We start from the raw sequence: 21,484 nt of genomic DNA, 5'->3' as shown, positions 1-21,484 counted from the left end.
CGCCATGACACGCACGCCACACGGGGTGCGCGGCGAGGGCCCGCCCGCGGCGCACCGCCCGTCCTCACCTCCTCCCCAGACCTCCCAGAGCTCGCAGACCTCCCAGGGCTCTCCCTTCCGGGACGGCCCGGCCCTCGCCGTCGTCCCCGTCCGCGACCGGCCCCCGCGCGGCCGGCGGCGGGTGAGAGGCAGGATCACCACCTTCGCCCTGTTCGCCCTTCCCGGGCTGCTGGCGTACCTGCTGTTCGTCCTGGTGCCGATCGGCATGACGGCGTACCACAGCCTGACCAACCGCAACCCGTTCAACCCGCCGACCAGGTGGGTGGGGCTGCGCAACTACGCCGAGCTGCTGGGCGACGCCGAGTTCCTCCGGGCGCTGGCGAACACCGTGGTGGTGACCGTCATCGTGATGGTGCTGGCCAACGTGGGCGGCCTGCTGATCGCGCAGCTGCTCGACCGGCCCACCCGGCTCTACGTCGCGCTGCGGGGGGTGTTCTTCACCCCCGTGGTGCTGAGCTCGGTGGTGGTCAGCGTCATCTGGCAGGTCGTCCTCACCGACGACGGCCTGCTCAACTCCGCGCTGCGCGGCCTGGGCGTCGAGGACCCGCCCGGCTGGCTGTCGGACCCGGGCATCGCGCTCTACACGATCGCGTGGGTCATCACCTGGCAGATGCTCGGCTTCTGCGTGGTGGTCTACCTCGCGGGACTGCAGGGCGTGCCGCGCGAGCTGCAGGAGGCGGCGGCCATCGACGGGTGCGGGCCGCTGGCCCGGTTCCGCAACGTCACCTGGCCGATGCTCGCCCCGGCGCTCACCATCAACACGGTGATGCTGCTGATCACCGGGTTCAAGGCCTACGACCAGATCCAGGTCATCACCAACGGCGGGCCGGGCACGGGGACCACGACCACCATGGCCTTCCAGGTGGTGCAGACCTCCTTCAACGGCAACCGCGTCGGCTACGGCTCGGCGATGGCCACGGTGATGCTCGTACTGGTCGCGTGCGTCTCGGTGCTCGTGCTCCGCGTGCTGCAACGACGTGAGGTGACCCGTTGAACGACACCCGCGTCCCCTGGCTGCGCCCGGTGATCGCCCTGTTCGTCGGCGCCGTGTTCTTCATGCCGCTCTATCTGGTGCTGGTCAACGTCTTCAAGCACGGCGCGGACATCGTGCCCGACCCGGCGGGCCTCCCCTCGCCGCCGACCCTGGACAACATCGCCGCCGTCCTGTCGCGGCCGGACAACCTGTTCGTGTACGGCCTGGTCAACAGCATCGCGGTGACGGCGATCTCGATCACCGCCCTCACGGTGCTGTCGGCGATGCTCGGCCACTACATCGCCCGTTCCCGCCACCTGCTCGCCAAGGTGGTGACGGTCACGCTGCTGTGCGGCCTGCTCATCCCCTCGCCGGTCATCCTCGCCCCGATCACCATGGTGCTGCGGGAGCTGGGCCTGATGAGCACGGCGCCGGGGCTGATCCTGGTCAACCTCGGCTACTACGTGCCGTTCGGGGTGCTGCTCTTCATGGGGTTCGTCAAGTCGGTCCCCCTGGAGCTGGAGGAGGCCGCCAGGCTCGACGGCGCGAGCACCTTCCGCACCTTCTGGCAGGTGGTCTTCCCGCTGCTGCGCCCGGCCTCGGCGAGCGTCCTGATCTTCCTCGGCGTGTGGATCTGGAACGACTTCCTCACCCCGCTGATCGTCCTGGGGCCGGACAGCGGCACCACGGTCACGGTCGGCGTCTACCGGGCGATCGGCGAGCACCAGTCGGACTTCGGCTCGGTCTTCGCCTTCATGTTCCTGGCCACGCTGCCGATCCTGGTCTTCTACCTGGCCCTGCAGAGCAGCTTCGTCAAGGGCCTCACCGGCGGGGCGATCAAGGGCTGAGCAGCCCCTCTTCCTCCGGCAGCCGCCTCGTACCCGCACGCCCTCCCCCGTCCCGACCACGCGAAGGCTCCGAATGTTGACGATCGGCTCCGTGGAGTCCACCGAGCTCTTCACCGGCCCGCACGACGATCCGTGCCAGATCCTGCGCGTCCGCACGGCCGGGGCCGGCCCGTCCGGGCGGCTGGACGTGACGGTCACCGGAGGGGCGCACGGCACGCTGTCGTCGTCTGCGGGCTCCGGGCTTCTTGAGGTGCCGGTGCGTACGGACGCGCCGGCCGGCTCGCGGGTGGAGGTCACCGTCGAGGTGGCGGCGGGGGGCGAACGGGCCGTGGCGTCCGGCACGCTGACCGTGGCCGAGCCCGGCTGGACCGTGCACATGGTGTCGCACTTCCACTATGACCCGGTGTGGTGGAACACCCAGGCCGGCTACACCAGCGAGTGGGACGCCCAGCCCGGCGCCCAGCCCGACCGGATGAGCTTCCAGTTCACCGGCTTCCACCTGATCGACGCGCATCTGGAGCTGGCCCGGCGCGACCCGGACTACCGTTTCGTGCTCGCCGAGGTCGACTACCTCAAGCCGTACTGGGACACCTTCCCGGAGAACCGCGAGGTCGTCCGGCGCCTGATCGCCGAGGGCCGCCTGGAGATCATGGGCGGCACCCACAACGAGCCGAACACCAACCTGACCGGCGCGGAGACCACGATCCGCAACGCCGTGTACGGCATGGGCTTCCAGCGCGACATTCTCGGCGGCGACCCCGCCACCGCCTGGCAGCTCGACGCGTTCGGGCACGACCCGCAGTTCCCCGGCCTGATGGCCGACGCCGGGCTGACGTCGAGCTCCTGGGCGCGCGGCCCCTTCCACCAGTGGGGGCCCAGCCTGACCATGGGCACGTACGACACCCCGCAGGCGGAGCCCGCGGGCATGCAGTTCCGCAGCGAGTTCGAGTGGATCTCGCCGAGCGGCCGGGGCCTGCTCACCGCCTACATGGCCGCCCACTACAGCGCCGGGTGGTCGATGGACTCCGCGGAGACCCTCCAGGACGCCGAGGAGTCGGTCTACCGGCTGTTCCTGCGGATGAGGACGGTGGCCGCCACCCGCAACGTGCTGCTGCCCGTCGGCACCGACTACAGCCCGCCGAACAAGTGGGTCACCGCGATCCACCGCGACTGGAACGCCCGCTACACCTGGCCCCGGTTCGTGAGCGCGCTGCCGCGCGACTTCTTCTCCGCGGTCACCGCGGAGCTGGCGGCCACCGGCAGGCGGCTGTCGCCGCAGACGCGCGACATGAACCCGATCTATACCGGCAAGGACGTCTCCTACATCGACACCAAGCTCGCCCAGCGGGCCGCGGAGAACCTGCTGCTCGACGCGGAGAGGTTCGCGACGCTGGCCTGCCTGGCGGGGGACGCCGCCTACCCCGAGGCCGCGCTGGACAAGGCCTGGCGCCAGCTCGTCTACGGCGCGCACCACGACGCGATCACCGGGACCGAGTCCGACCAGGTCTACCTGGACCTGCTGGCCGGCTGGCGCGAGGCGTTCGACCTGTCGCGGACCGTCCACGACGCCGCGCTGCGGCACCTGTCGGCCCGCGTCGACACCCGGGGCGAGGGCCGTGCCGTCACGGTGTTCAACGCCCTGGCCTGGCCGCGCACCGACGTGGTCCGCGTCACCGTGCCCGCGCCGTTCCACGGTGTCGTGGACGACGCGGGCGAGGCGGTGCCCTCGGCCGTCGAGCACCTCGGGGACGGCACCGCCGAGGTGGTGTTCGTCGCCGCCGGGGTGCCCTCGGTCGGCTACCGCACCTACCGGCTGGCCACCGAGTCCACAGGCGAGGTCTCGCGGTGGCGGACGGTCGACACGCTCACCATCGCCAACGAGTACCACCGGCTCACCGTCGACCCCGAGCGCGGCGGCTGCGTGCGGAGCCTGGTCGACCTGGTGGCCGGGCGCGAGCTGCTCACCCCGGGCGGGCTGGGCAACGAGATCGTGGTGTACGACGAGTACTCCGAGCACCCGGTCTTCCGCGAGGGCCCCTGGCACCTGCTGCCCAACGGCACCTCCGCCGGCTCCGCTTCAGCCCCCGCGCACGCGGTCGTCGCCGAGGAGTCGCCGGCCGGCCGGCGCGTCACGGTCACCGGGGCGGCCGGGCCGCTCACCTACACCCAGGTCCTCACGCTGTGGCACGGGATCGACCGGGTGGACTGCGTGACCCACGTCGACACCTTCGACGGCGACGACAAGCTGGTGCGGCTGCGCTGGCCGTGCGCCGTCGCCGGGGCGCTCCCCGTCTCCGAGGTGGGGCACGCAGTCGTCGGCCGCGCGTTCGCCCACCCCGACGTCGACACCGCCCGCCACCCGTGGACCCTCGACAACCCGGCCTACCAGTGGTTCGGGCTGAGCTCGGCGGCCAGGGTCGCGCTGCGCGACGCGGACGGGGTCTCCGCGGGGCTGCGCGCCATCGGGATCGCCGAGATCGTGGTCCCCGAGGAGGACGACACCGCCCGGCTCGGGCGGCCGCTGGCCGTCGCCCTCGCCCGGTCGGGGGTGACCGCGACCTGCTCGTACGCGGCCGGGAACCGCTACGGCCTGCTGGCGTTCGACTCGAACCTGCCGGACGTGCGGATCGCCGTCGGCGGCCCGGAGCGGAACGCGTTCACCGCGGCCGTCCTGGCGGCCGCCGGTGACCGCTACCGCGAGGAGTTCGACCGGCAGTTCGCGACCGGCGGCCGGGCGCTGCTGTGGATCCCGGCGGGCCGGGGCCCGGCCGAGCTGTTCGTGCCCGACGCCGACCTGCGGGCCCCCGCGGACCTGCCGGTGCTCGTCATCGCGGCGCACGACGTCGAGGAGGCGCTGGCCGGGGTCGTCGCGGACCTGGCCGACTCCCGGATCGAGGTGACGCAGCCGCGCGAGCTGTCGGGGGAGGGCTTCCTCGACGACCGCACCGTGGCCGTGCTGAACCGGGGCGTGCCCGGCTTCGCCGTCGACACCGAGGGGCGGATGCACCTGTCGCTCATGCGCTCGTGCACCGGCTGGCCATCGGGGGTCTGGATCGACCCGCCGAGGCGCACGGCGCCCGACGGCAGCGGGTTCCAGCTCCAGCACTGGAGCCACTCCTTCGACTACGCGCTGGCCGGGGGCGAGGGCGACTGGCGCGAGACCGGCCTGGTGGCCAGGGCGCACGACTTCAACCACCCGCTCCGGGCCGTCGTCGAGGACGCGCACCCCGGCCCGCTGCCCGCCTCCGCGTCGCTGCTGTCGGTCGAGCCTCCCTGCGCGGCCGTGCTCGCCGCGTTCAAGGCGGGCGGCAACCCGGCCGCGCGCGGCGGCGGGCGCGCCGCCGACCCCCGGCGGGGCGTCAGCGCGCGGCTGTACGAGCCGCACGGCCGCCACGCCACCCTGCGCCTGAGATCGCACGTCCCCTTCGTCCAGGCGGCCGTCGCCGACCTGCTGGAGGTGGAGGGCAGCGCGGCCAAGACGCTGGACGGCGTCCTGCACGGGGAGATCGGCCCCGGCGGCGTCACGACGTACGCCCTGCAGCCGCAGGTCGCGGAGCTGGGCACGGGCGGTGAGGCGCTGGGTCCTTCGGCGGAGGTCGCGCAGCCGGTCTTCTCCCGTTACTGGCTGCACAACAGGGGGGCGGCGCCGCTGGGCCACCAGCCGGTGAGCGTCAGCCTGCGGCCGTCCGGCGAGCCGGGGGGCGGGTCCGGGCTGCTCGTGACGCTGGCCTCCGACCTCGTCGACACCGACGCGGAAGGCCGTCTCAGGATCGTGGTCCCGCCCGGCTGGGACGCCGACCCCCGCGACAGGCCGGTGCTGCTGGGCCCCGGCGGCTGGACCTCCTTCGAGGTGGGCCTCACCCCCGCCCCGGACGCCGGCGCGGGACCGCACGTGGTCGCCGCGCGGCTCGCCTACGGCGGCCAGGTCCACGAGGACGTCCTCTTCGTGGACGGGCGCGGCCGTCCGGTACCGGGCGGGCAGGCCGGGCCGCTGGAGGCCGAGCTGCCCGGGGAGGGCCTGACCCTCGCACCGGGAGGGAGCGGGCGGCTCACCGCCGTACTGCGCAACCACGCCGGTTTCGGCATCAGGGGCGAGGCTCAGGTGATCAGCCCGTGGGGGACGTGGGACGCGGTGCGGACGGCGTCCCATCCCCTCGCGGTCGCGGCGGGCGGCGGCGCGGAACTCCACGTCGACGTGACCGTACCGGCCGGGGCCAGGGCGGGATCGTGGTGGGTGCTGCTCAAGTGCATGTGGTTCGGCAGGGTCTCGTACTCCCCGGCGGTGCCGCTGCGCGTGCGGGCCGCCGGATGACCGCCGCCGGCGCCGGGGAGACGCCCCTGACCGGTGCGCGGATGTCTGAGGCCGCCGTACGCACCGGAGGGACCACCACGCACGTCCACGGGATGTCCGAGGCCGCCGTACCCACCGGAAGGAGCGGCGCGCACGACCACGGGACGCCCCCGGCCGCCGTACCCGCTGGAAAGACCACCGCGCACGTCCACGGGACGTCCGCGGTCGCCGCCTGGGTCGGGGGGACGCCCGTGACCGTGGCCCGGGTCGAGGAGCGCGTCCGGCTGCTGCGGGCGGGGCCGCGCGGCCCCCTGCTGCCCGCCGACGGCACGACCGAGGGCCGCCAGCTGCGCCGCTGGGCCGTCCAGCTGCTCGTCACCGAGCGGGTCGTCGCCGACGAGGCGGCCCGGCGCGGCCTGGCGGCGGCGACGGCGACGGCCTGCGGCCCGCCGCTGGAGCTGGACGCCACCGCGCGCCTGGAGCTCGGGAGCGTGCTGGCCGCCGTCCTGGCGGCCGACCCGCTCGCGCAGGCCCTCTACCGGGAGATGACCTCCGGCGTCACCGTCGGCGACCGCGAGGTGGCCGCCTACTACGCCGCCAACCAGGACAGGTACCGGGGCCGCCCCGCCCGCATGGTGACCCACCACCACGACGACCGGCCGGTCAACGGCGGCCGCCGCTACCTGGTGCGCCAGGGCGAGTTCGCCGAGGCGATCGACAGGGCGCTGTTCGCGGCGCCCGAGGACGCCGTCGTGGGCCCGATCGAGCGCCACACCTTCGTCACGGGCCCGCTCCAGGCGGGCACCGTCACGCTCCTGCGGGCCGCCCCGCGCATCAGGGCCGACCTGCTGGAGGCCGCCCGCCGCCGGAGCTTCGCGCTGTGGGCGGACGCGCGGTGCGCGCGGGCGGTCCTCCTGCCGGGCTTCGAGCACCCCGGTGACATCCGCCAGCCCGACCACACCCACCGGCACTGACCCCCGAGGCCCCGCCGCCTCAAAACCCCGAAGCCCCGAAGCCTCGCCGCCCCGAAGCCTCGCCGCCTCGAAGCCCGAAGCCGACCCGATCCCCGACGACCAGGAAGGAGCCGCCGCAGACCCGTACCCACCGCCACCGGCCCGGCGGCGACGAGCCCCGGGATCAGCGAAGACACCACGAAAGGGACACCCCCCGTGAGCGGAACAAGGCACCCCCGTCTCAGGCACCTCCTCCCCTCCGCGCTGGCCGCCGCGCTCGTGGCCACGCTCGTCACGGCCACCCCGGCCCGGGCCGCGACCCCCTCCCCCGCCCAGCAGTGGACCGAGGTCCAGCAGCTGCTCTCCGGCATCAAGGGCAGATGGACCGACCAGGCCTACACCGGCGCCGTGTCGAACACCGTGCCGGGCACCGCCCTGCTCGGCAACGGCGACGTCGGCGTCACCTCCGCCGGAGGTGACGGTTTCAAGACCTTCCACATCACCAAGGGGAACTTCTGGGCGGGCAACCCCAACCCCTCCCTGGTCTCCCTGGGCTCGGTCTCCATCTCCCCCGACGGCGGCACGGGCTCCTCGGGCAACCTCGCGCTGGGCGCGTCGGCGACGGCGTCCAGCTCCCACCCGAGCTTCCCGCCGAACCGGGCCGTCAACGGCGGCTGGGGCTCCGGGTACGAGGGCTGGGTCTCCGAGGTCGGCAAGCCCCAGACCATCACCCTCGACCTCGGCTCCGCCAGGACCTTCACCCGCTACGTCCTCAGGCACGACTCCGCCGCCCGCCCCGCCGAGACGGCCAACAACACCAGGAACTTCACCGTCTCGGTCAGCTCCGACAACAGCACCTGGTCCACCGTGGACACGGTGACCGGCAACACCGGCGCCGTGAGCGACCGGACGATCGCCTCGGTGAGCGCCCGCTACGTGCGGCTGAACATCACCGAGCCGACCCAGGGCACGACGCCGGACTCCGCCGCCAACCCCCGCGCGCGCATCGGCCAGATCGAGCTGTACGGGGCCGGAGGGCCCACCCAGCCGTCCGGCCCCTTCCTGGAGGAGCAGAACATCCTCAAGGGCGAGATCGACACCACGATGACCATCGGCGGCGTGCCGGTGGCCATGAAGACCTGGACCGCGGCCGGCGACAACCTCGTGGTCACCCAGATCCGGTCGCTCGGCTCCGCCACGGTGCGGCTGAGGGCGCAGACCTCCGCCGGATCGCCCGCCCCCAGGACGGGCTTCACCAACACGGCGGGCGTCTCGGGCACCACGACGTGGGCGACGCGCCAGACCCCCTCGGGGTCGAGGTGGGTCTCCCGGGCCTCTCTCGCCACCCGGCTGGTCGGCGCGAACCCCGTGGGGAGCCCTGCCGCCTCGGGCGCGGCGGCGACGACGGTCTTCGACCTGCCGCCAGGCCAGACCGTCCGCGTCGTGACGGCCGTCGCGGGCGGCGGCCAGAACCCGGCGGACCCGGCACCGGCCGCCCGCGCGCTGGCGGACGGCCAGAGCGGAGGCTCGCTCGACACGCTCTACAACGCGCATGTGGAGTGGTGGAAGCAGTACTGGCTGAAGTCGTACGTCGACCTCGGCGACGACGTGCTGGAGAGGTTCTACTACGGGTCGCTGTACCTGATCGGCTCCTCCAGCCGCGCGGGCAAGACCGCCCCGGGCCTCTACGGCGTCTGGGCGACCACCGACTCGCCCCAGTTCAGCGGTGACATGCACCTGAACTACAACTGGATGGCCAACTTCTACGGCGTCTACTCCAGCAACAGGCCCGAGCTCGCCCTGCCGTACTACGACCTGGTGCAGGCCTACCTGCCCGAGGCCAGGCGGCGGGCGCAGCAGGACCTGAGGCGGGTCAAGCCGGACTACGTCGGCGCCCGCTTCCCCAGCGGGGGCGTGCCGAGCGGGGTGCTCTTCCCCGTGGGCATCGCGCCCTTCGGCGCGACCGCCGACGACAACTACCACCAGCAGGTGGTCAACTCGCTGTTCACCGCCTCGCAGTACATCGCCTACTACGACTACACCCGGGACCGGACCTTCCTGACGTCGAAGGCGTACCCCTTCATGAAGGAGGTCGCCGCCTTCTTCCAGCACTATCTGGAGTACGACGCCGGAGCGCAGCGCTACAACCTCTACGGCGGGCCGCACGAGGGCACCTGGGGACGCAACTCCAGCGCCGACCTCGGGCTGCTGCGGAACCTGCTGTCGACGCTGGTCGACGCGAGCGTGGAGCTCGGCGTCGACGCGGGCGACCGGGCCACCTGGACGAACATCCTGCAGCGCCTGGCGCCGATCCCGACCACGACCCACAACGGCAGGCGGGTCTACGCGCTGGCCGACCCGGGCACGCTCAGCGACGGCCGCGCGATCCGGCCGGGCGACAACACCGTGAACCTGGAGTTCATTCACCCCGGCGAGGCCCTCGGGATCAACTCCCCGGCGGCCGACCGGCAGACCGCGATCGACACGCTCGACGCGATGAACTCCTGGGGCCAGGACAACAGCTTCCCCAAGGTGTTCACCCAGGCCGCGCGGGTGGGCTACCCGGCGCAGAGCCTGATCGACAGGCTAAAGAACGAGATCAACAACAAGCTGGACGCCAACCTGCTCGTCCGGGACCCCCACCACGGCATCGAGAAGGGCGGGGCGATCGAGGCGGTCAACAACCTGATGCTGCAGAGCGACGGCGGCGTCATGCGAGTGTTCCCCGTGTGGCCCGCGAACAGGAACGCGAGCTTCGTCAAGCTGCGGGAGAAGGACGCCATGGTCGTCTCCGGCGCGTTCTCCGGCGGGCGCGTCACCTACGTCGACATCACCAGCGAGGCGGGCCGCCAGGTACGCCTGCAGCACCCCTGGCCCGGCCGGACGATCGTGGTCAACCGGGTCGGCGGCGGCACGGTGGCCCATACCGTCAGCGGCAACGTGATCACCTTCCCGACCCAGGCGGGCGCGACGTACACCATCGCGGCCCCCTGACCTTCGCCCCCCTCCCCTGCCGTAGGGCCTGACCGGTGCCGGCGGCGGCCGGCGCGTGCCGGGGAGGTCCGGGGAGGTCCGGGGAGGTCCGGGCCGGGGCGCGGGACCTGGCACGGGAGCTTCCCGCCACGCGGGCGGCGGGCGTCCGGACCCCTGATCAGAGGGTCCGGACGCCCGCCGTTCTCACGAGGGGACGGAGCGGGACGTTCAGCAGCTCGCGAGCATGCCCTGAAGGGCGCTCTTCTCCGAGCTCTGCAGGGTCAGCTTCCAGTAGTACTTCACCTGGATCCACGCCCTGGCGTAGGTGCAGTCGAAGCTTCCCAGCGGCGGCTGCCACGTCGAGGGGTCCTGGTCGCCCTTGGCCTGGTTGACGTTGTCGGTGACCGCCCACAGCTCGGGGCCGCCCAGGTCGTTGGCGTAGGACTGGCGCTGCGCGCTGGTCCAGGCGTAGGCGCCCGAGCGCCACGCCTCGGCGAGCGGCACCATGTGGTCGATGTCGACGTCGCTCGCGGCGGTCCAGGTGGCGCCGTCGAACGGGGAGTACCAGCTGCCGGAGGTGGGCGCGCAGCTGGAGTTGACGACCACTCCCGTACCGTCCCGCTTGAGCACCGTCTCGCGGGTGTTGCAGGCGCCGCTGATGGTGATCCAGTGGTTGAACAGCGACCGGTCGTAGGAGGACTGGTTGGTCTCCGCCGCGACGGTGAGCGTCGCCAGCCTGCTGGCGGCGGTGGCCGCGGAGGGAATGTTGGGCGGGGTCGCCGACGCGCTTCCCGTTGTCAGGGAGACGGTGAGGAGAATTGCCGTGAGGGTGGCGGCAATCCCGGTGACGACTCGTTTCACGAGTGGCCCCTTCTGTCGCTCCACCTCGGCCAGTCGGGGGGTCTGGGCACGGCGAGAGGAGGACAGACGGAACGTCTCAACTCATGACAAATGCGGAAATGTCATGGTTTGACGACGAGTCAGGACGCGCTTGGTCGGATACTGCCTTGGTCCGTGATCGGACGCGTTTGATCTGCGATGACATGGCGCGCGGAAAAGCGCGGGCTCCCCTTTCCCTCCGAACGCGCCGTGAAGATTGCGTGAACGCCGGAATCCTCGCGGGGATCAGCCGGAGAAAAGGACCGTCCTCGCGGGGTTCAGCCGGAGGAAAGGACCACCTCGATGTCGTCGGCGCCCGCCAGCGTCTCGGCCAGCCGTTCCCGCTCCGCGGCCTCCAGGGGGATCGCGCGGACGCGGGCCAGCAGCTCGCCCGCCCGCTCGCGGTCGGAGAGTGCCAGGGCCATCTCGGCGCGGTAGAGGAGCGCCTCGACGAGGTCCGCCTTCGACGCGTCCTCGGCCCGCGCCAGCGCGCCGTCGAGGATCTTGGCGGCCTGCCGGGGGTCGCCGCGGGAGTCGCCCATGACGACGGCGTTCCGCACCGCCGTGGCGAGTTTGCTCGCCGGGGGTTCCTCCGCCTCCTCGGGCGCGGCGGAGGGGAAGATCCGGATCCAGTTCCCTCCCGGGTCGACGACCGTGAACCCGGCGAGGTTGTCGGCGTTCTTCCGCTTCCTCGGCCGGGTTATCCGGGGGATCCCGGAGACGGGGAGTTTTCCGTACGCCGACCGCACGCCCTCGGCGAAGGCGCGGAAGAGAACCCCGGTGTCGGGGACGCTGATGATGCAACTGCCGTAGGAGTCCTCCGGCCTGAAACCCGGGATGCCGCAGAACTGCAGGTGGATGTCCTCCCGCCGCAGGCCGAGGCAGGGGTACGGGCGGTCCTGGCGATAGGTCCTGGTGAAACCCAGCGCGAGGTAGAACTCCTCGACCTCGTCGATCGATCGGCAGGGCAGTATCGGCACGGTTATCTCGTTGGCCATCTCGCTCCTCCGGATATGCAGTAGTCAAATTTTACTACTGGCGCGTCCGAGTGTAGCGGCGACCTAAGGAAGATGCCTCCTGGGTTGTCACGCTCCGCGGGGAGATGCCCCACCCGGAAGCCCCACGGAAACACCTCACGCGCGAACGCCCCGCACGGCCCTCTCAGGACGCGTGCGCGTCCTTCTCCAAACGTTCGATCAGCCCGCGGGTCCATTCGGCGCCGCTGCCGGAGAAGTGCGTCCACAGGCGCATGATCTCGGCGGTCGGCTCCCAGTCACCGGAGTCGGCGCCCTCGGACGTCCAGTGGCGGGCGACCTCCGCCCGCCAGCCGTCGAGTGCCGCCAGCCGCTCCTTCAGCAGCGCGAGCGCCTCCTCCCTGGGCAGGCAGTCGAGGAAACCCACCCCGGCCGTCAGCTCGTCGATCTTCTGGTCGTGCCTGGCCAGGGCCGTGCGCAACATGGCCAGGAACTCCACGTCGCCTTCAGCGGTGAGCTCGTACTCCACGCGCGGCGGCCCGCCCGCGACGCTCGGCGCCAGCTCGTGGGCGCGCAGCAGCCCCTGCTTGGCCATCTGCCTGAGCGCGTGGTAGATCGAGCCGGGCTTGGCGGTGGACCACTCGTGCGCGCCCCAGCTCTCCAGGTCGGCGCGCACCTGGTAGCCGTGCGCCCGGCCGCGTTCGCGGACGGCCCCGAGCACCAGCAACCGAATGGCCGACACCCTGCCCCCATCTCCGAACGGTCGGTGATCCGGAGTTTACCGGCCTCGCGGACGCCCCCCAGCTCACCCCTCCTTTCCCCTGACGCTTGCAGCGGGCGGGACGGCTGCCGTACCGTGGAAAGGAAAGCGCTTTCCACCTGGAGGTCGGAGAAGAATGTCCCCCCAAAGCATCGGCGTCGTGATGAACGGTGTCACGGGCCGCATGGGCTACCGCCAGCACCTGGTCCGATCGGTCCTGGCGATCAACGAGCAGGGCGGCGTGACGCTGTCAGACGGCGGGAGGGTTCTGCTCAGGCCGGTGCTGGTGGGCCGGAGCGCGGAGAAGCTGGAGAGGCTGGCGGGCGAGCACGGCATCGCGGACTGGACCACCGACCTCGACACCGCCCTCGCGGACGACACCAACCTGATCTACTTCGACGCCCAGGTCACCCAGGCCCGGGTGAAGGCCGTGCTCGCCGCGATCGAGGCGGGCAAGCACATCTACGCGGAGAAGCCGACCGCCGAGACGTACGAGGACGCGCTGGCGCTGGCCGAGGCCGCGACCGCGAGAGGGGTGAAGAACGGCGTCGTGCAGGACAAGCTCTTCCTGCCGGGCCTGCTCAAGCTCAAGCGCCTGATCGACGGCGGCTTCTTCGGCCGGATCCTGTCGGTGCGCGGCGAGTTCGGCTACTGGGTGTTCGAGGGCGACTGGCAGGACGCGCAGCGCCCGTCGTGGAACTACCGCACCGAGGACGGCGGCGGCATCGTCCTCGACATGTTCCCGCACTGGGCGTACGTGCTGGAGAACCTGTTCGGCCGGGTCACCTCGGTCTACGCCCAGGCCGTCACCCACATCCCCGAGCGGGTGGACGAGCGGGGCGAGACCTACCGGGCCACCGCCGACGACGCCGCCTACGGGGTGTTCGAGCTGGAGGGCGGGATCATCGCGCAGATCAACTCCTCCTGGAGTGTCAGGGTGAACCGCGACGAGCTGGTGGAGTTCCAGGTGGACGGCACGCACGGCAGCGCCGTCGCGGGCCTGCGCGACTGCCGGGCCCAGCACCGCGCCGCCACCCCCAAGCCCGTCTGGAACCCCGACCTGCCCGCCACCGCCCGCTTCAGGGACGGCTGGCAGGAGGTGCCCGACAACGCGGAGTTCGACAACGGCTTCAAGATCCAGTGGGAGCTGTTCGTCCGCCACGTGGTCGAGGACGCCCCCTTCCCCTACGACTTCGCCTCGGGCGCCCGCGGTGTGCGCCTCGCCGAGCTGGGCCTGCGCTCCTCCGCCGAGGGCCGCCGCCTGCCGGTGGAGCCCTGATGGCCGCCCTGAGGATCGCGCTGCCCGGCGGGGAGCACACCCTGCGCGAGCCGGTCACCTGGACCAGGCCCGCGGGCCCGGCGGTGAGCCGCGTCGTCTACGCCGCCGCCCACGTGGTCGCCGACCCGCTGGGCGACAACACCCCGGGCTCCCCCGCCGCCGTCGACTGGGACGCCACCCTGCGCTTCCGGCACCACCTGTGGTCGTACGGGCTGCGGGTCGCCGACGCCATGGACACCGCCCAGCGCAACATGGGTCTCGACTGGGCGGCCACCCGCGAGCTGATCCGGCGCAGCGCCACCGAGGCGAAGGCCTTCGGCGACCCGGCGGAGCTGGTGGCCTGCGGCGCGGGCACCGACCAGGCCCCGCACGCCCGGACCCTGGACGAGATCGTGGCGGCCTACACCGAGCAGATCGAGACCGTGCGGGACGCGGGCGCCGGGGTCATCGTGATGGCGAGCCGGCAGCTGGCCGCGATCGCGCGGGGCCCGGAGGACTACCACCGGGTCTACGGCGAGCTGTTCTCGCGGGTCGACCGCCCGGTGATCCTGCACTGGCTGGGCGAGATGTTCGACCCGAACCTGGCGGGCTACTGGGGCTCGCGGGACGTGCCCGAGGCCACCGCGTCGTTCCTGTCCCTGATCCGCGACCACGCGGCGAAGGTGGAGGGGGTCAAGGTCTCGCTGCTGGACGCCGAGCACGAGATCGGGCTGCGCGCGGCGCTGCCCGAGGGCGTGCGGCTCTACACCGGCGACGACTTCAACTACCCCTCGCTCATCAAGTCGGGCAGCCACGCCCTGCTGGGCATCTTCGACGCGATCGCCCCCGCCGCGGCGGCGGCCCTGGAGGAACTCGACGCCGGGGACCTCGGGCGGTACGACGAGATCATGGAGCCCACGGTCCCGCTCTCGCGGAAGATCTTCGAGGCTCCGACGTACAACTACAAGACGGGAATCGTCTTCCTGGCCTGGCTCAACGGCCACCAGGACGCCTTCGCCATGGTCAACGGCGCCCAGGCGGCCCGCTCCCTGCCCCATCTGGCCGAGGTGTTCCGCCTGGCCGACGGGGCGGGGCTGCTGGCCGACCCCGAGCTGGCGGTCTCCCGGATGCGCTCGCTGCTGGCGGTGAACGGCCTGTGAGCGTGCGCACGGGCCGTTTCTCGCTGAACCAGTGGACCACCAAGCGCTGGACGGTGGCCGAGGCCGTCGACGGGTGCGTGCGGCACGGAGTCGAGGCCATCGGCCTGTGGCGGCAGGACGTCGCCGCGCAGGGCCTGGAGCAGACCGTCAAGCTCGTCGCGGACGCCGGGCTGCGGGTGTCGTCGCTGTGCCGGGGCGGGTTCCTCACCTCCGGCGGGCCCGAGGCCCTGGACGACAACCGCAGGGCGATCGACGAGGCCGCGACGCTGGGCGCCGCCTGTCTGGTCATGGTGGTCGGCGGCCTGCCCGGCGTGGTGCCCGGCGAGCCGCTGGGCACGATCTCCCGCGACCTGCCCGCCGCGCGGGAGCGGGTCGCCGAGGCGCTGGCCGTGCTGGCCCCGTACGCGGGCGAGCGCGGGGTGCGGCTCGCCCTCGAACCGCTGCACCCGATGTACTGCGCCGACCGGGCCGTGCTGTCCACGCTCGGCCAGGCGCTCGACCTGGCCGAGGCGCACCCCGCCGAGCAGGTGGGCGTCGTCGTCGACACCTTCCACGTGTGGTGGGACCCCCGGGTGCTGGAGGAGATCGCCAGGGCCTCGGGCCGGATCGCGAGCTACCAGGTGTGCGACTTCCTGTCGCCGCTCCCCGCCGACGTGCTGCTCGGCCGGGGGGTGATGGGCGACGGGGTGATCGACTTCGCGCCGATGACCCGGGCGGTGGCCGAGGCGGGCTACACGGGGGACATCGAGGTGGAGATCTTCAACGCGGACGTGTGGGCCGCGGACCCCGACGCGATCCTGGCCAGGGTGAAGGCCGCCTTCGCCGAGTTCGTCGGCGATTGACACGCGGTCCCCCGCCACGGTGTTCCGGGGGCGGGGGACCGTTCCAACACGCGGGAAAACGCGTTCGCGGGGCCCGGAATACCGGTTCACGTTGGAGTGACATGGCAGGTACTCGTACGGTAGGGGTATGACGACCGCAGAAAGCGAAGCCAGCCCCGCCGTACAGCGGCCGCCGGAACATGTGATGGCCGTACTGGAAGCGATCAGGGAGTGGGAGGCCGCCAACCCCGACTCGGCCCCCTCCGGCCAGGGAGAGGCGATCCTCTGGGCCCTGGGCAAGCGGGAGCAGGCGCCGATCAGCGGCCGCCCCACCAACGGATCCCCGCCCTCCCTCGCCGACGCGCGCGCCGAGATCGACGCCGCCGAGCGGGTTCCGCGCGAGGGCCGGGTCGTGCCGGCCGACGGGGTCATCAGCACCCTGAACTGGCTGATCGGCGCCAAGGACGGCCTGCCCATCCCCGGCCGCAAATCCTCGGAGGGCTGGGGACACCTGGTCGGCGGGCGCGGCGTGATCCTGCGCACCGAGGCCGAGATCGCCAGGATCGCCGAGCTGGCCCGCGAGGGCCGGCCCAACGCGGCGGGCGAGTGGGAGAAGGAGTGGTGCTCGGGCACCATCGCCGTCTGCGAGTGGGTCCTCGGCACCCGCAGGAAGTCCCCCGTCCGTAACACGCCCCGCCCCATCCACGGACCGACCGGCCTCAACCTCGGCATGGAGGAGAGCGCGGCCGAGGACGTGTCCCGGCAGCTCGGCCGGGGACGCCAGCACTCCCCCGGCTACGGCGACGGGGTCATCAGGACGATCCGGTGGCTGCGCGGGCAGCTCATCGTCCCGCCGGTCAACGAGCAGGGAAACCCCGTCTCCGGCGTGCGCTGACCTCTTCTCTCCCCTACGACACGATCGGCCCGGACACCGGCAGGTGTCCGGGCCGATCGTCGTGACGCCCCCTCGCCCCGGCCTCGTCCCGGCCGAAGGCGTGTCACCCCAGGCCGCGGGTGCTCTCCCTGAGGATCACCTCGCCGGTCACGCTCTCGGCCCTGGACTCCTGCGAGGGGTCGAGGGCCAGCTCCAGCGCGCGGGCACCCATGCCGGCGAGCGGCAGCCGCACGGTGGACAGCGAGGGGACCAGGTCGCGCAGGGTGAAGATGTCGTCGAAGCCCGCGACGGAGACGTCCTCGGGGACCCGGATGCCCCGGTCCCTGAAGGCGGCCAGGGCGCCCACCGCCATCACGTCGTTGACGGCGAAGACGCACGTGACCCCGGACAGCTGGGTGGCCGCCTCGTAGCCGCCCTCCCGGTCGAAGGAGCCGTGCAGGACGCGCGGCGCGGGCAGGCCGAGCTCCTCCAGGGCACCGGTGAACCCCTCCACCCTGTCCCTGGGCGCGATCAGCCAGTCGGGCCCGGCGAGGATCGCGAAGTTCCGGTGTCCCAGCCCGGCGAGGGCGCGGGCCAGCTCGGCGGCGCCCAGGCGGTTGTCCGGCACCACCGTGTCGACGCCGAGCAGGTTCTGGCCCACGCAGGCGACCCGGCCTCCGGACTCCCGGTAGTGGTCGAGCTCCGTCCGAAGGCGCCGGGTCGTCTCGGGGTCGGTGACCCGGGAGCCGACGAGCAGCACGGCGCGGACCCGCTGGGCGTTGAGCGTCGAGACGTAGGCGATCTCCCGCTCGGGGTCGCGGTGGGTCGTACCGATCATGACCATGAGCCCCTGGCTCTCGGCGACCCGCATGGCCCCGTCGGCGATCGCGGCGAAGTAGGGGTCGGTGAGGTCGTGGACGACCAGGCCGATCACGTTGCTGGCCCCCCTGGCCAGGGTCTGCGCGGCCACGTTGGTGCGGTATCCCAGCTCGGCGGCGGCCAGCTCCACCTTGGCCCGCAGGGAGGCGCCCACCTGTCTGGTGCTGCCGTTGAGCACCCGTGACGCCGTGGCGAGCGAGACGCCCGCCTGCCGGGCGACATCCTCAAGCGTGACCACCGACAACCTCCAGGAAAGCGTTTTCCAAAGTCTGCCAGAGTTACCCCCCGCCCCGCATCCCGGACACGGCCCGCGAGGTGGGGCCTCGCAGGCCCGCACACTCTTGGGGACAACTTACCCACCTCTCGCGCGCCCGGCCGCGCCAAGCGTTGTTACTGACGAGTAGCATGGTGGGGAAGCCATCCAGCAACGAGGAGCGAACCCCGTGCCTTCGTCTCGTGACGTCGTATTCGTCGACGGTGTGCGCACACCATTCGGCAGGTCGGGCCCCAAGGGCCTGTACGCCGAGACGCGCGCCGACGACCTGGTGATCCGCGTCATCCGCGAGCTGATCCGGCGTAACCCGAATCTGCCTCCCGAGCGTGTCGACGAGGTGGCCATCGCGGCCACCACGCAGATCGGCGACCAGGGCCTGACCCTGGGCCGCTCCGCCGCGATCCTGGCCGGGCTGCCCAAGACCGTGCCCGGCTACTCGATCGACCGCATGTGCGCGGGCGCGATGACCGCGGTGACCTCCGTCGCCGGTGGCATCGCCTTCGGCGCCTACGACGTCGCCATCGCCGGCGGCGTCGAGCACATGGGCCGCCACCCCATGGGCGAGGGCGTCGACCCCAACCCCCGCTTCCTGGCCGAGCAGCTCGTGGACGGCTCCGCCCTCGTCATGGGCATGACCGCCGAGAACCTGCACGACCGCTACCCCTCCATCACCAAGGACCGCGCGGACGCCTTCGCCCTCGCCTCCCAGGAGAAGGTCGCCAAGGCGTACGCCGACGGCAGGATCCAGCCCGACCTGGTCCCGACGGCGATCAGGTCGGCGGAGAAGGGCTGGGGGCTGGCCACGGCCGACGAGGCCCCCCGCCCCGGCACCACGCTGGAGGGCCTTGCCGGGCTGAAGACCCCCTTCCGCCCGCACGGCCGGGTCACCGCGGGCAACGCCTCCGGCATCAACGACGGCGCCACCGGCTGCGTCCTGGCCGCCGCCGACGTCGCGCGGGAGCTCGGCCTCACGCCGAAGATGCGCCTGGTCTCGTACGCCTTCGCGGGCGTGGACCCCGAGGTGATGGGCGTCGGGCCGATCCCGTCCACCGAGCGGGCGCTGCGCCTGGCCGGGCTCTCCATCTCCGACGTGGGGCTGTTCGAGATCAACGAGGCGTTCGCCGTGCAGGTGCTGGCGTTCCTGGAGCACTTCGGCATCGCCGACGACGACCCCCGGGTCAACCCCTACGGCGGCGCCATCGCCTTCGGCCACCCGCTGGCCTCCTCCGGGGTGCGCCTGATGACGCAGCTCGCCCGCGAGTTCGGCGAGCGCCCCGACGTCCGCTACGGCGTGACCACGATGTGCGTGGGCCTGGGCATGGGCGGAACGGTCATCTGGGAGAACCTCGGCTGGGAGGGCGAGAAGTGACGGACATCAAGACGGGCACCGCGGGCGGCACGGACATCGCGGAGATCTTCGCCGACGAGGTCGTCACCCGGGCGGTCGTCCGCGACGTGGAGCTGCCCTACGGGGCGGGCACCCTGGCCCTGATCACGCTGGACAACGGCTTCGACCACACCAAGCCGTCGACGTTCGGCCCCGGCGGGCTGACCTCGCTGGGCGAGGCCCTGGACGCGGTCGCCGGGCGCGGCGACCTGGCGGCCGTCGGCGTCGTCGGCAAGCCGTTCGTCTTCGCCGTCGGCGCCGACCTCAAGGGCGCCGCGCTGGTCTCCGAGCGCGACCAGGCCCTCCAGATCGGCAAGCTGGGACACGACGTGTTCCGCCGCCTGGGCGAGCTGGAGGTGCCGTCGTTCGCGTTCGTCAACGGCGCGGCGATGGGCGGCGGCCTGGAGGTCGCGCTGCACTGCACGTACCGGACCATCTCCTCCGGCGTGCCCGCCGTGGCGCTGCCCGAGTGCTTCCTCGGCCTGGTCCCCGGCTGGGGCGGCACCCAGCTGCTGCCCCGCCTGATCGGCCCGGCCGCGGCCGTCAAGCTGATCGTCGAGAACCCGCTCGCGCAGAACCGCGTGACCAAGGGCCGGGAGGCGTTCGCGCTCGGTGTCGCCGACGCGATGTTCGAGCCCGCCGACTTCCTGGAGGAGTCGCTGCGCTGGGCCGCCCAGGTGCTGCGCGGCGACGTGACGGTCACCCGTACCGACCACACCGGGGACGACTGGGCCAAGACGGTCGCCGACGCGCGCTTCCTGCTCGACATGAGGCTGCACGGCGCCTCCCCGGCCCCCTACCGGGCGCTGGAGCTGGTCGAGCTGGCCCGCACCGCCTCGCGCGACGAGGGCTTCGACGCCGAGGACCGGGCCCTGGCCGACCTCCTCATGGGCGACGAGCTCCGCGCCGGCCTGTACTCCTTCGACCTGGTCCAGCGGCGGGCCAGGAAGCCCGCCGGCGCCCCCGACAAGGCGCTGGCCCGCAAGGTCACCAAGGTCGGCGTCGTCGGCGCGGGCCTGATGGCCTCGCAGATGGCGCTGCTGTTCGCCCGCCGCCTGGAGGTCCCGGTCGTGCTGACCGACCTGGACCAGGACCGGCTGGACAAGGGCGTGGGCTACGTCCACGCCGAGGTGGACAAGCTGCTCGGCAAGGGGCGCGTCTCCGCCGACCAGGCCAACCGGCTCAAGGCCCTGGTGACCGGCTCGCTGACCAAGGACGCGTTCGCCGACGCCGACTTCGTCATCGAGGCCGTGTTCGAGGACATGAAGGTGAAGCGGAAGGTCTTCGCAGAGGTCGAGGAGGTCGTCTCCGCCGAGTGCGTGCTGGCCACCAACACCTCCTCGCTGTCGCTGACCGAGATGGCCTCGGGGCTGCGCCACCCCGAGCGCGTGGTGGGCTTCCACTTCTTCAACCCGGTCGCGGTGATGCCGCTGCTGGAGATCGTGCGGGGGGCGGAGACCGACGACGCGACGCTCGCCACGGCCTTCTCCGTCGGGCGGTCGCTGAAGAAGTCGTCGGTGCTGGTCAAGGACGCGCCCGCGTTCGTGGTCAACCGCCTGCTGACGCGCTTCATGGGCGAGGTCATCGGCGCCGTCGACGAGGGCACCCCGCTGGAGGTCGCCGACCACGCGCTGGACGGGCTCGGCCTGCCGATGACCCCGTTCGCGCTGATGCAGCTGGTCGGCCCCGCCGTGGCGCTGCACGTCGCCGAGACGATGCACGAGGCCTTCCCGGCCCGCTACGGGGTGTCGGAGAACCTCGCCCGGCTGGTCGCGGCCGGTAAGCCGGGCGTCTACGCGCCCGACTTCTCGCTGGACCCCGAGGCGGTGGCCCTCTTCACCGGCGGCACCTCACCGTCCACGGCCGAGGAGGTCCGGCTGCGGGCGCTGCGGGCGCTGGCCGAGGAGATCCGCCTCATGCTCCAGGAGGGCGTGGTCTCGGCTCCCCAGGACATCGACCTGTGCATGATCCTCGGCGCGGGCTGGCCGTTCCACCTGGGCGGCGTCACGCCGTACCTCGACCGGGCGGGCATCGCCGAGCCGCGCTTCCTGCCGCCGGGCGTGGCCTCGGTCCCCGCCTGACGTTCTTCCCGTACGGCTCCCCTGTCCTCCCGCGGTCAG

The 21,484-nt window shown here is 72.5% G+C and carries 15 protein-coding genes; 11 read left to right on the top strand and 4 right to left on the bottom strand.

The features are described 5' to 3' along the window. Positions 1 to 4 precede the first annotated feature (4 nt). The 5 genes from AC5L38_RS00715 to AC5L38_RS00695 all read left to right on the top strand — a co-directional run bounded on the left by AC5L38_RS00715 (position 5) and on the right by AC5L38_RS00695 (position 10,119). Positions 5 to 1,054 (top strand): carbohydrate ABC transporter permease, encoded by a 1,050-nt coding sequence (locus AC5L38_RS00715; protein ID WP_495240754.1) that lies wholly within the window; start codon positions 5 to 7, stop codon positions 1,052 to 1,054. Then, positions 1,051 to 1,881, top strand: a complete 831-nt coding sequence (locus tag AC5L38_RS00710) for a carbohydrate ABC transporter permease (RefSeq protein WP_495240753.1) — start codon at positions 1,051 to 1,053, stop codon at positions 1,879 to 1,881. The genes AC5L38_RS00715 and AC5L38_RS00710 overlap by 4 nt, the downstream gene beginning before the upstream one ends. A gap of 91 nt (positions 1,882 to 1,972) precedes the next feature. Further along, complete coding sequence (locus tag AC5L38_RS00705) at positions 1,973 to 6,193, top strand: glycoside hydrolase family 38 N-terminal domain-containing protein (protein ID WP_495240752.1); 4,221 nt, start codon at positions 1,973 to 1,975, stop codon at positions 6,191 to 6,193. Between the two features lie 41 nt (positions 6,194 to 6,234). Beyond that, complete coding sequence (locus AC5L38_RS00700; RefSeq protein ID WP_495240751.1) at positions 6,235 to 7,146, top strand: DUF7158 domain-containing protein; 912 nt, start codon at positions 6,235 to 6,237, stop codon at positions 7,144 to 7,146. Between the two features lie 195 nt (positions 7,147 to 7,341). Next, complete coding sequence (locus tag AC5L38_RS00695; RefSeq protein WP_495240750.1) at positions 7,342 to 10,119, top strand: discoidin domain-containing protein; 2,778 nt, start codon at positions 7,342 to 7,344, stop codon at positions 10,117 to 10,119. A gap of 207 nt (positions 10,120 to 10,326) precedes the next feature. Here AC5L38_RS00695 and AC5L38_RS00690 read toward each other — a convergent pair whose 3' ends face one another. From AC5L38_RS00690 to AC5L38_RS00680, 3 genes are all read right to left on the bottom strand, one after another. Next, a complete protein-coding gene (locus AC5L38_RS00690; RefSeq protein WP_495240749.1) occupies positions 10,327 to 10,959 on the bottom strand; it encodes an HNH endonuclease family protein in 633 nt (210 codons plus the stop codon). Positions 10,960 to 11,255: 296 nt separating this feature from the next. Beyond that, positions 11,256 to 11,975 carry a DUF8817 family protein gene (locus AC5L38_RS00685; RefSeq protein WP_495240748.1) on the bottom strand — a complete coding sequence of 240 codons (720 nt, stop codon included), beginning with the start codon at positions 11,973 to 11,975 and terminating at the stop codon, positions 11,256 to 11,258. A gap of 163 nt (positions 11,976 to 12,138) precedes the next feature. Further along, on the bottom strand, positions 12,139 to 12,693 hold the full coding sequence (locus AC5L38_RS00680) for a PadR family transcriptional regulator (RefSeq protein ID WP_495240747.1): 555 nt from the start codon (positions 12,691 to 12,693) through the stop codon (positions 12,139 to 12,141). A gap of 154 nt (positions 12,694 to 12,847) precedes the next feature. Here AC5L38_RS00680 and AC5L38_RS00675 point away from each other — a divergent pair, with 154 nt between their 5' ends. The 4 genes from AC5L38_RS00675 (at position 12,848) to AC5L38_RS00660 (ending at position 16,845) form a co-directional block, all read left to right on the top strand. Beyond that, entirely contained in the window at positions 12,848 to 13,990 is a 1,143-nt protein-coding gene (locus AC5L38_RS00675; RefSeq protein ID WP_495240746.1) for a Gfo/Idh/MocA family protein, read from the top strand. Beyond that, positions 13,990 to 15,129, top strand: coding sequence for a dihydrodipicolinate synthase family protein (locus AC5L38_RS00670; protein WP_495240745.1), 1,140 nt, complete (start codon positions 13,990 to 13,992; stop codon positions 15,127 to 15,129). The genes AC5L38_RS00675 and AC5L38_RS00670 overlap by 1 nt, the downstream gene beginning before the upstream one ends. Further along, complete coding sequence (locus AC5L38_RS00665) at positions 15,126 to 15,971, top strand: sugar phosphate isomerase/epimerase family protein (protein ID WP_495240744.1); 846 nt, start codon at positions 15,126 to 15,128, stop codon at positions 15,969 to 15,971. The genes AC5L38_RS00670 and AC5L38_RS00665 overlap by 4 nt, the downstream gene beginning before the upstream one ends. A gap of 127 nt (positions 15,972 to 16,098) precedes the next feature. Continuing rightward, positions 16,099 to 16,845, top strand: coding sequence for a hypothetical protein (locus tag AC5L38_RS00660; protein WP_495240743.1), 747 nt, complete (start codon positions 16,099 to 16,101; stop codon positions 16,843 to 16,845). Between the two features lie 103 nt (positions 16,846 to 16,948). Here AC5L38_RS00660 and AC5L38_RS00655 read toward each other — a convergent pair whose 3' ends face one another. Then, entirely contained in the window at positions 16,949 to 17,941 is a 993-nt protein-coding gene (locus AC5L38_RS00655) for a LacI family DNA-binding transcriptional regulator (protein ID WP_495240742.1), read from the bottom strand. Between the two features lie 205 nt (positions 17,942 to 18,146). Here AC5L38_RS00655 and AC5L38_RS00650 point away from each other — a divergent pair, with 205 nt between their 5' ends. After that, on the top strand, positions 18,147 to 19,346 hold the full coding sequence (locus AC5L38_RS00650) for a thiolase family protein (RefSeq protein WP_495240741.1): 1,200 nt from the start codon (positions 18,147 to 18,149) through the stop codon (positions 19,344 to 19,346). Then, complete coding sequence (locus AC5L38_RS00645) at positions 19,343 to 21,445, top strand: 3-hydroxyacyl-CoA dehydrogenase NAD-binding domain-containing protein (protein WP_495240740.1); 2,103 nt, start codon at positions 19,343 to 19,345, stop codon at positions 21,443 to 21,445. Before AC5L38_RS00650 ends, AC5L38_RS00645 begins: the two co-directional genes overlap by 4 nt. Positions 21,446 to 21,484: the final 39 nt, after the last annotated feature.

It is taken from the genome of Streptosporangium nanhuense (assembly GCF_059358815.1).
The sequence above is the reverse complement of the archived record's forward strand: the minus strand, read 5'-3'. Positions and strand labels throughout refer to the sequence as shown.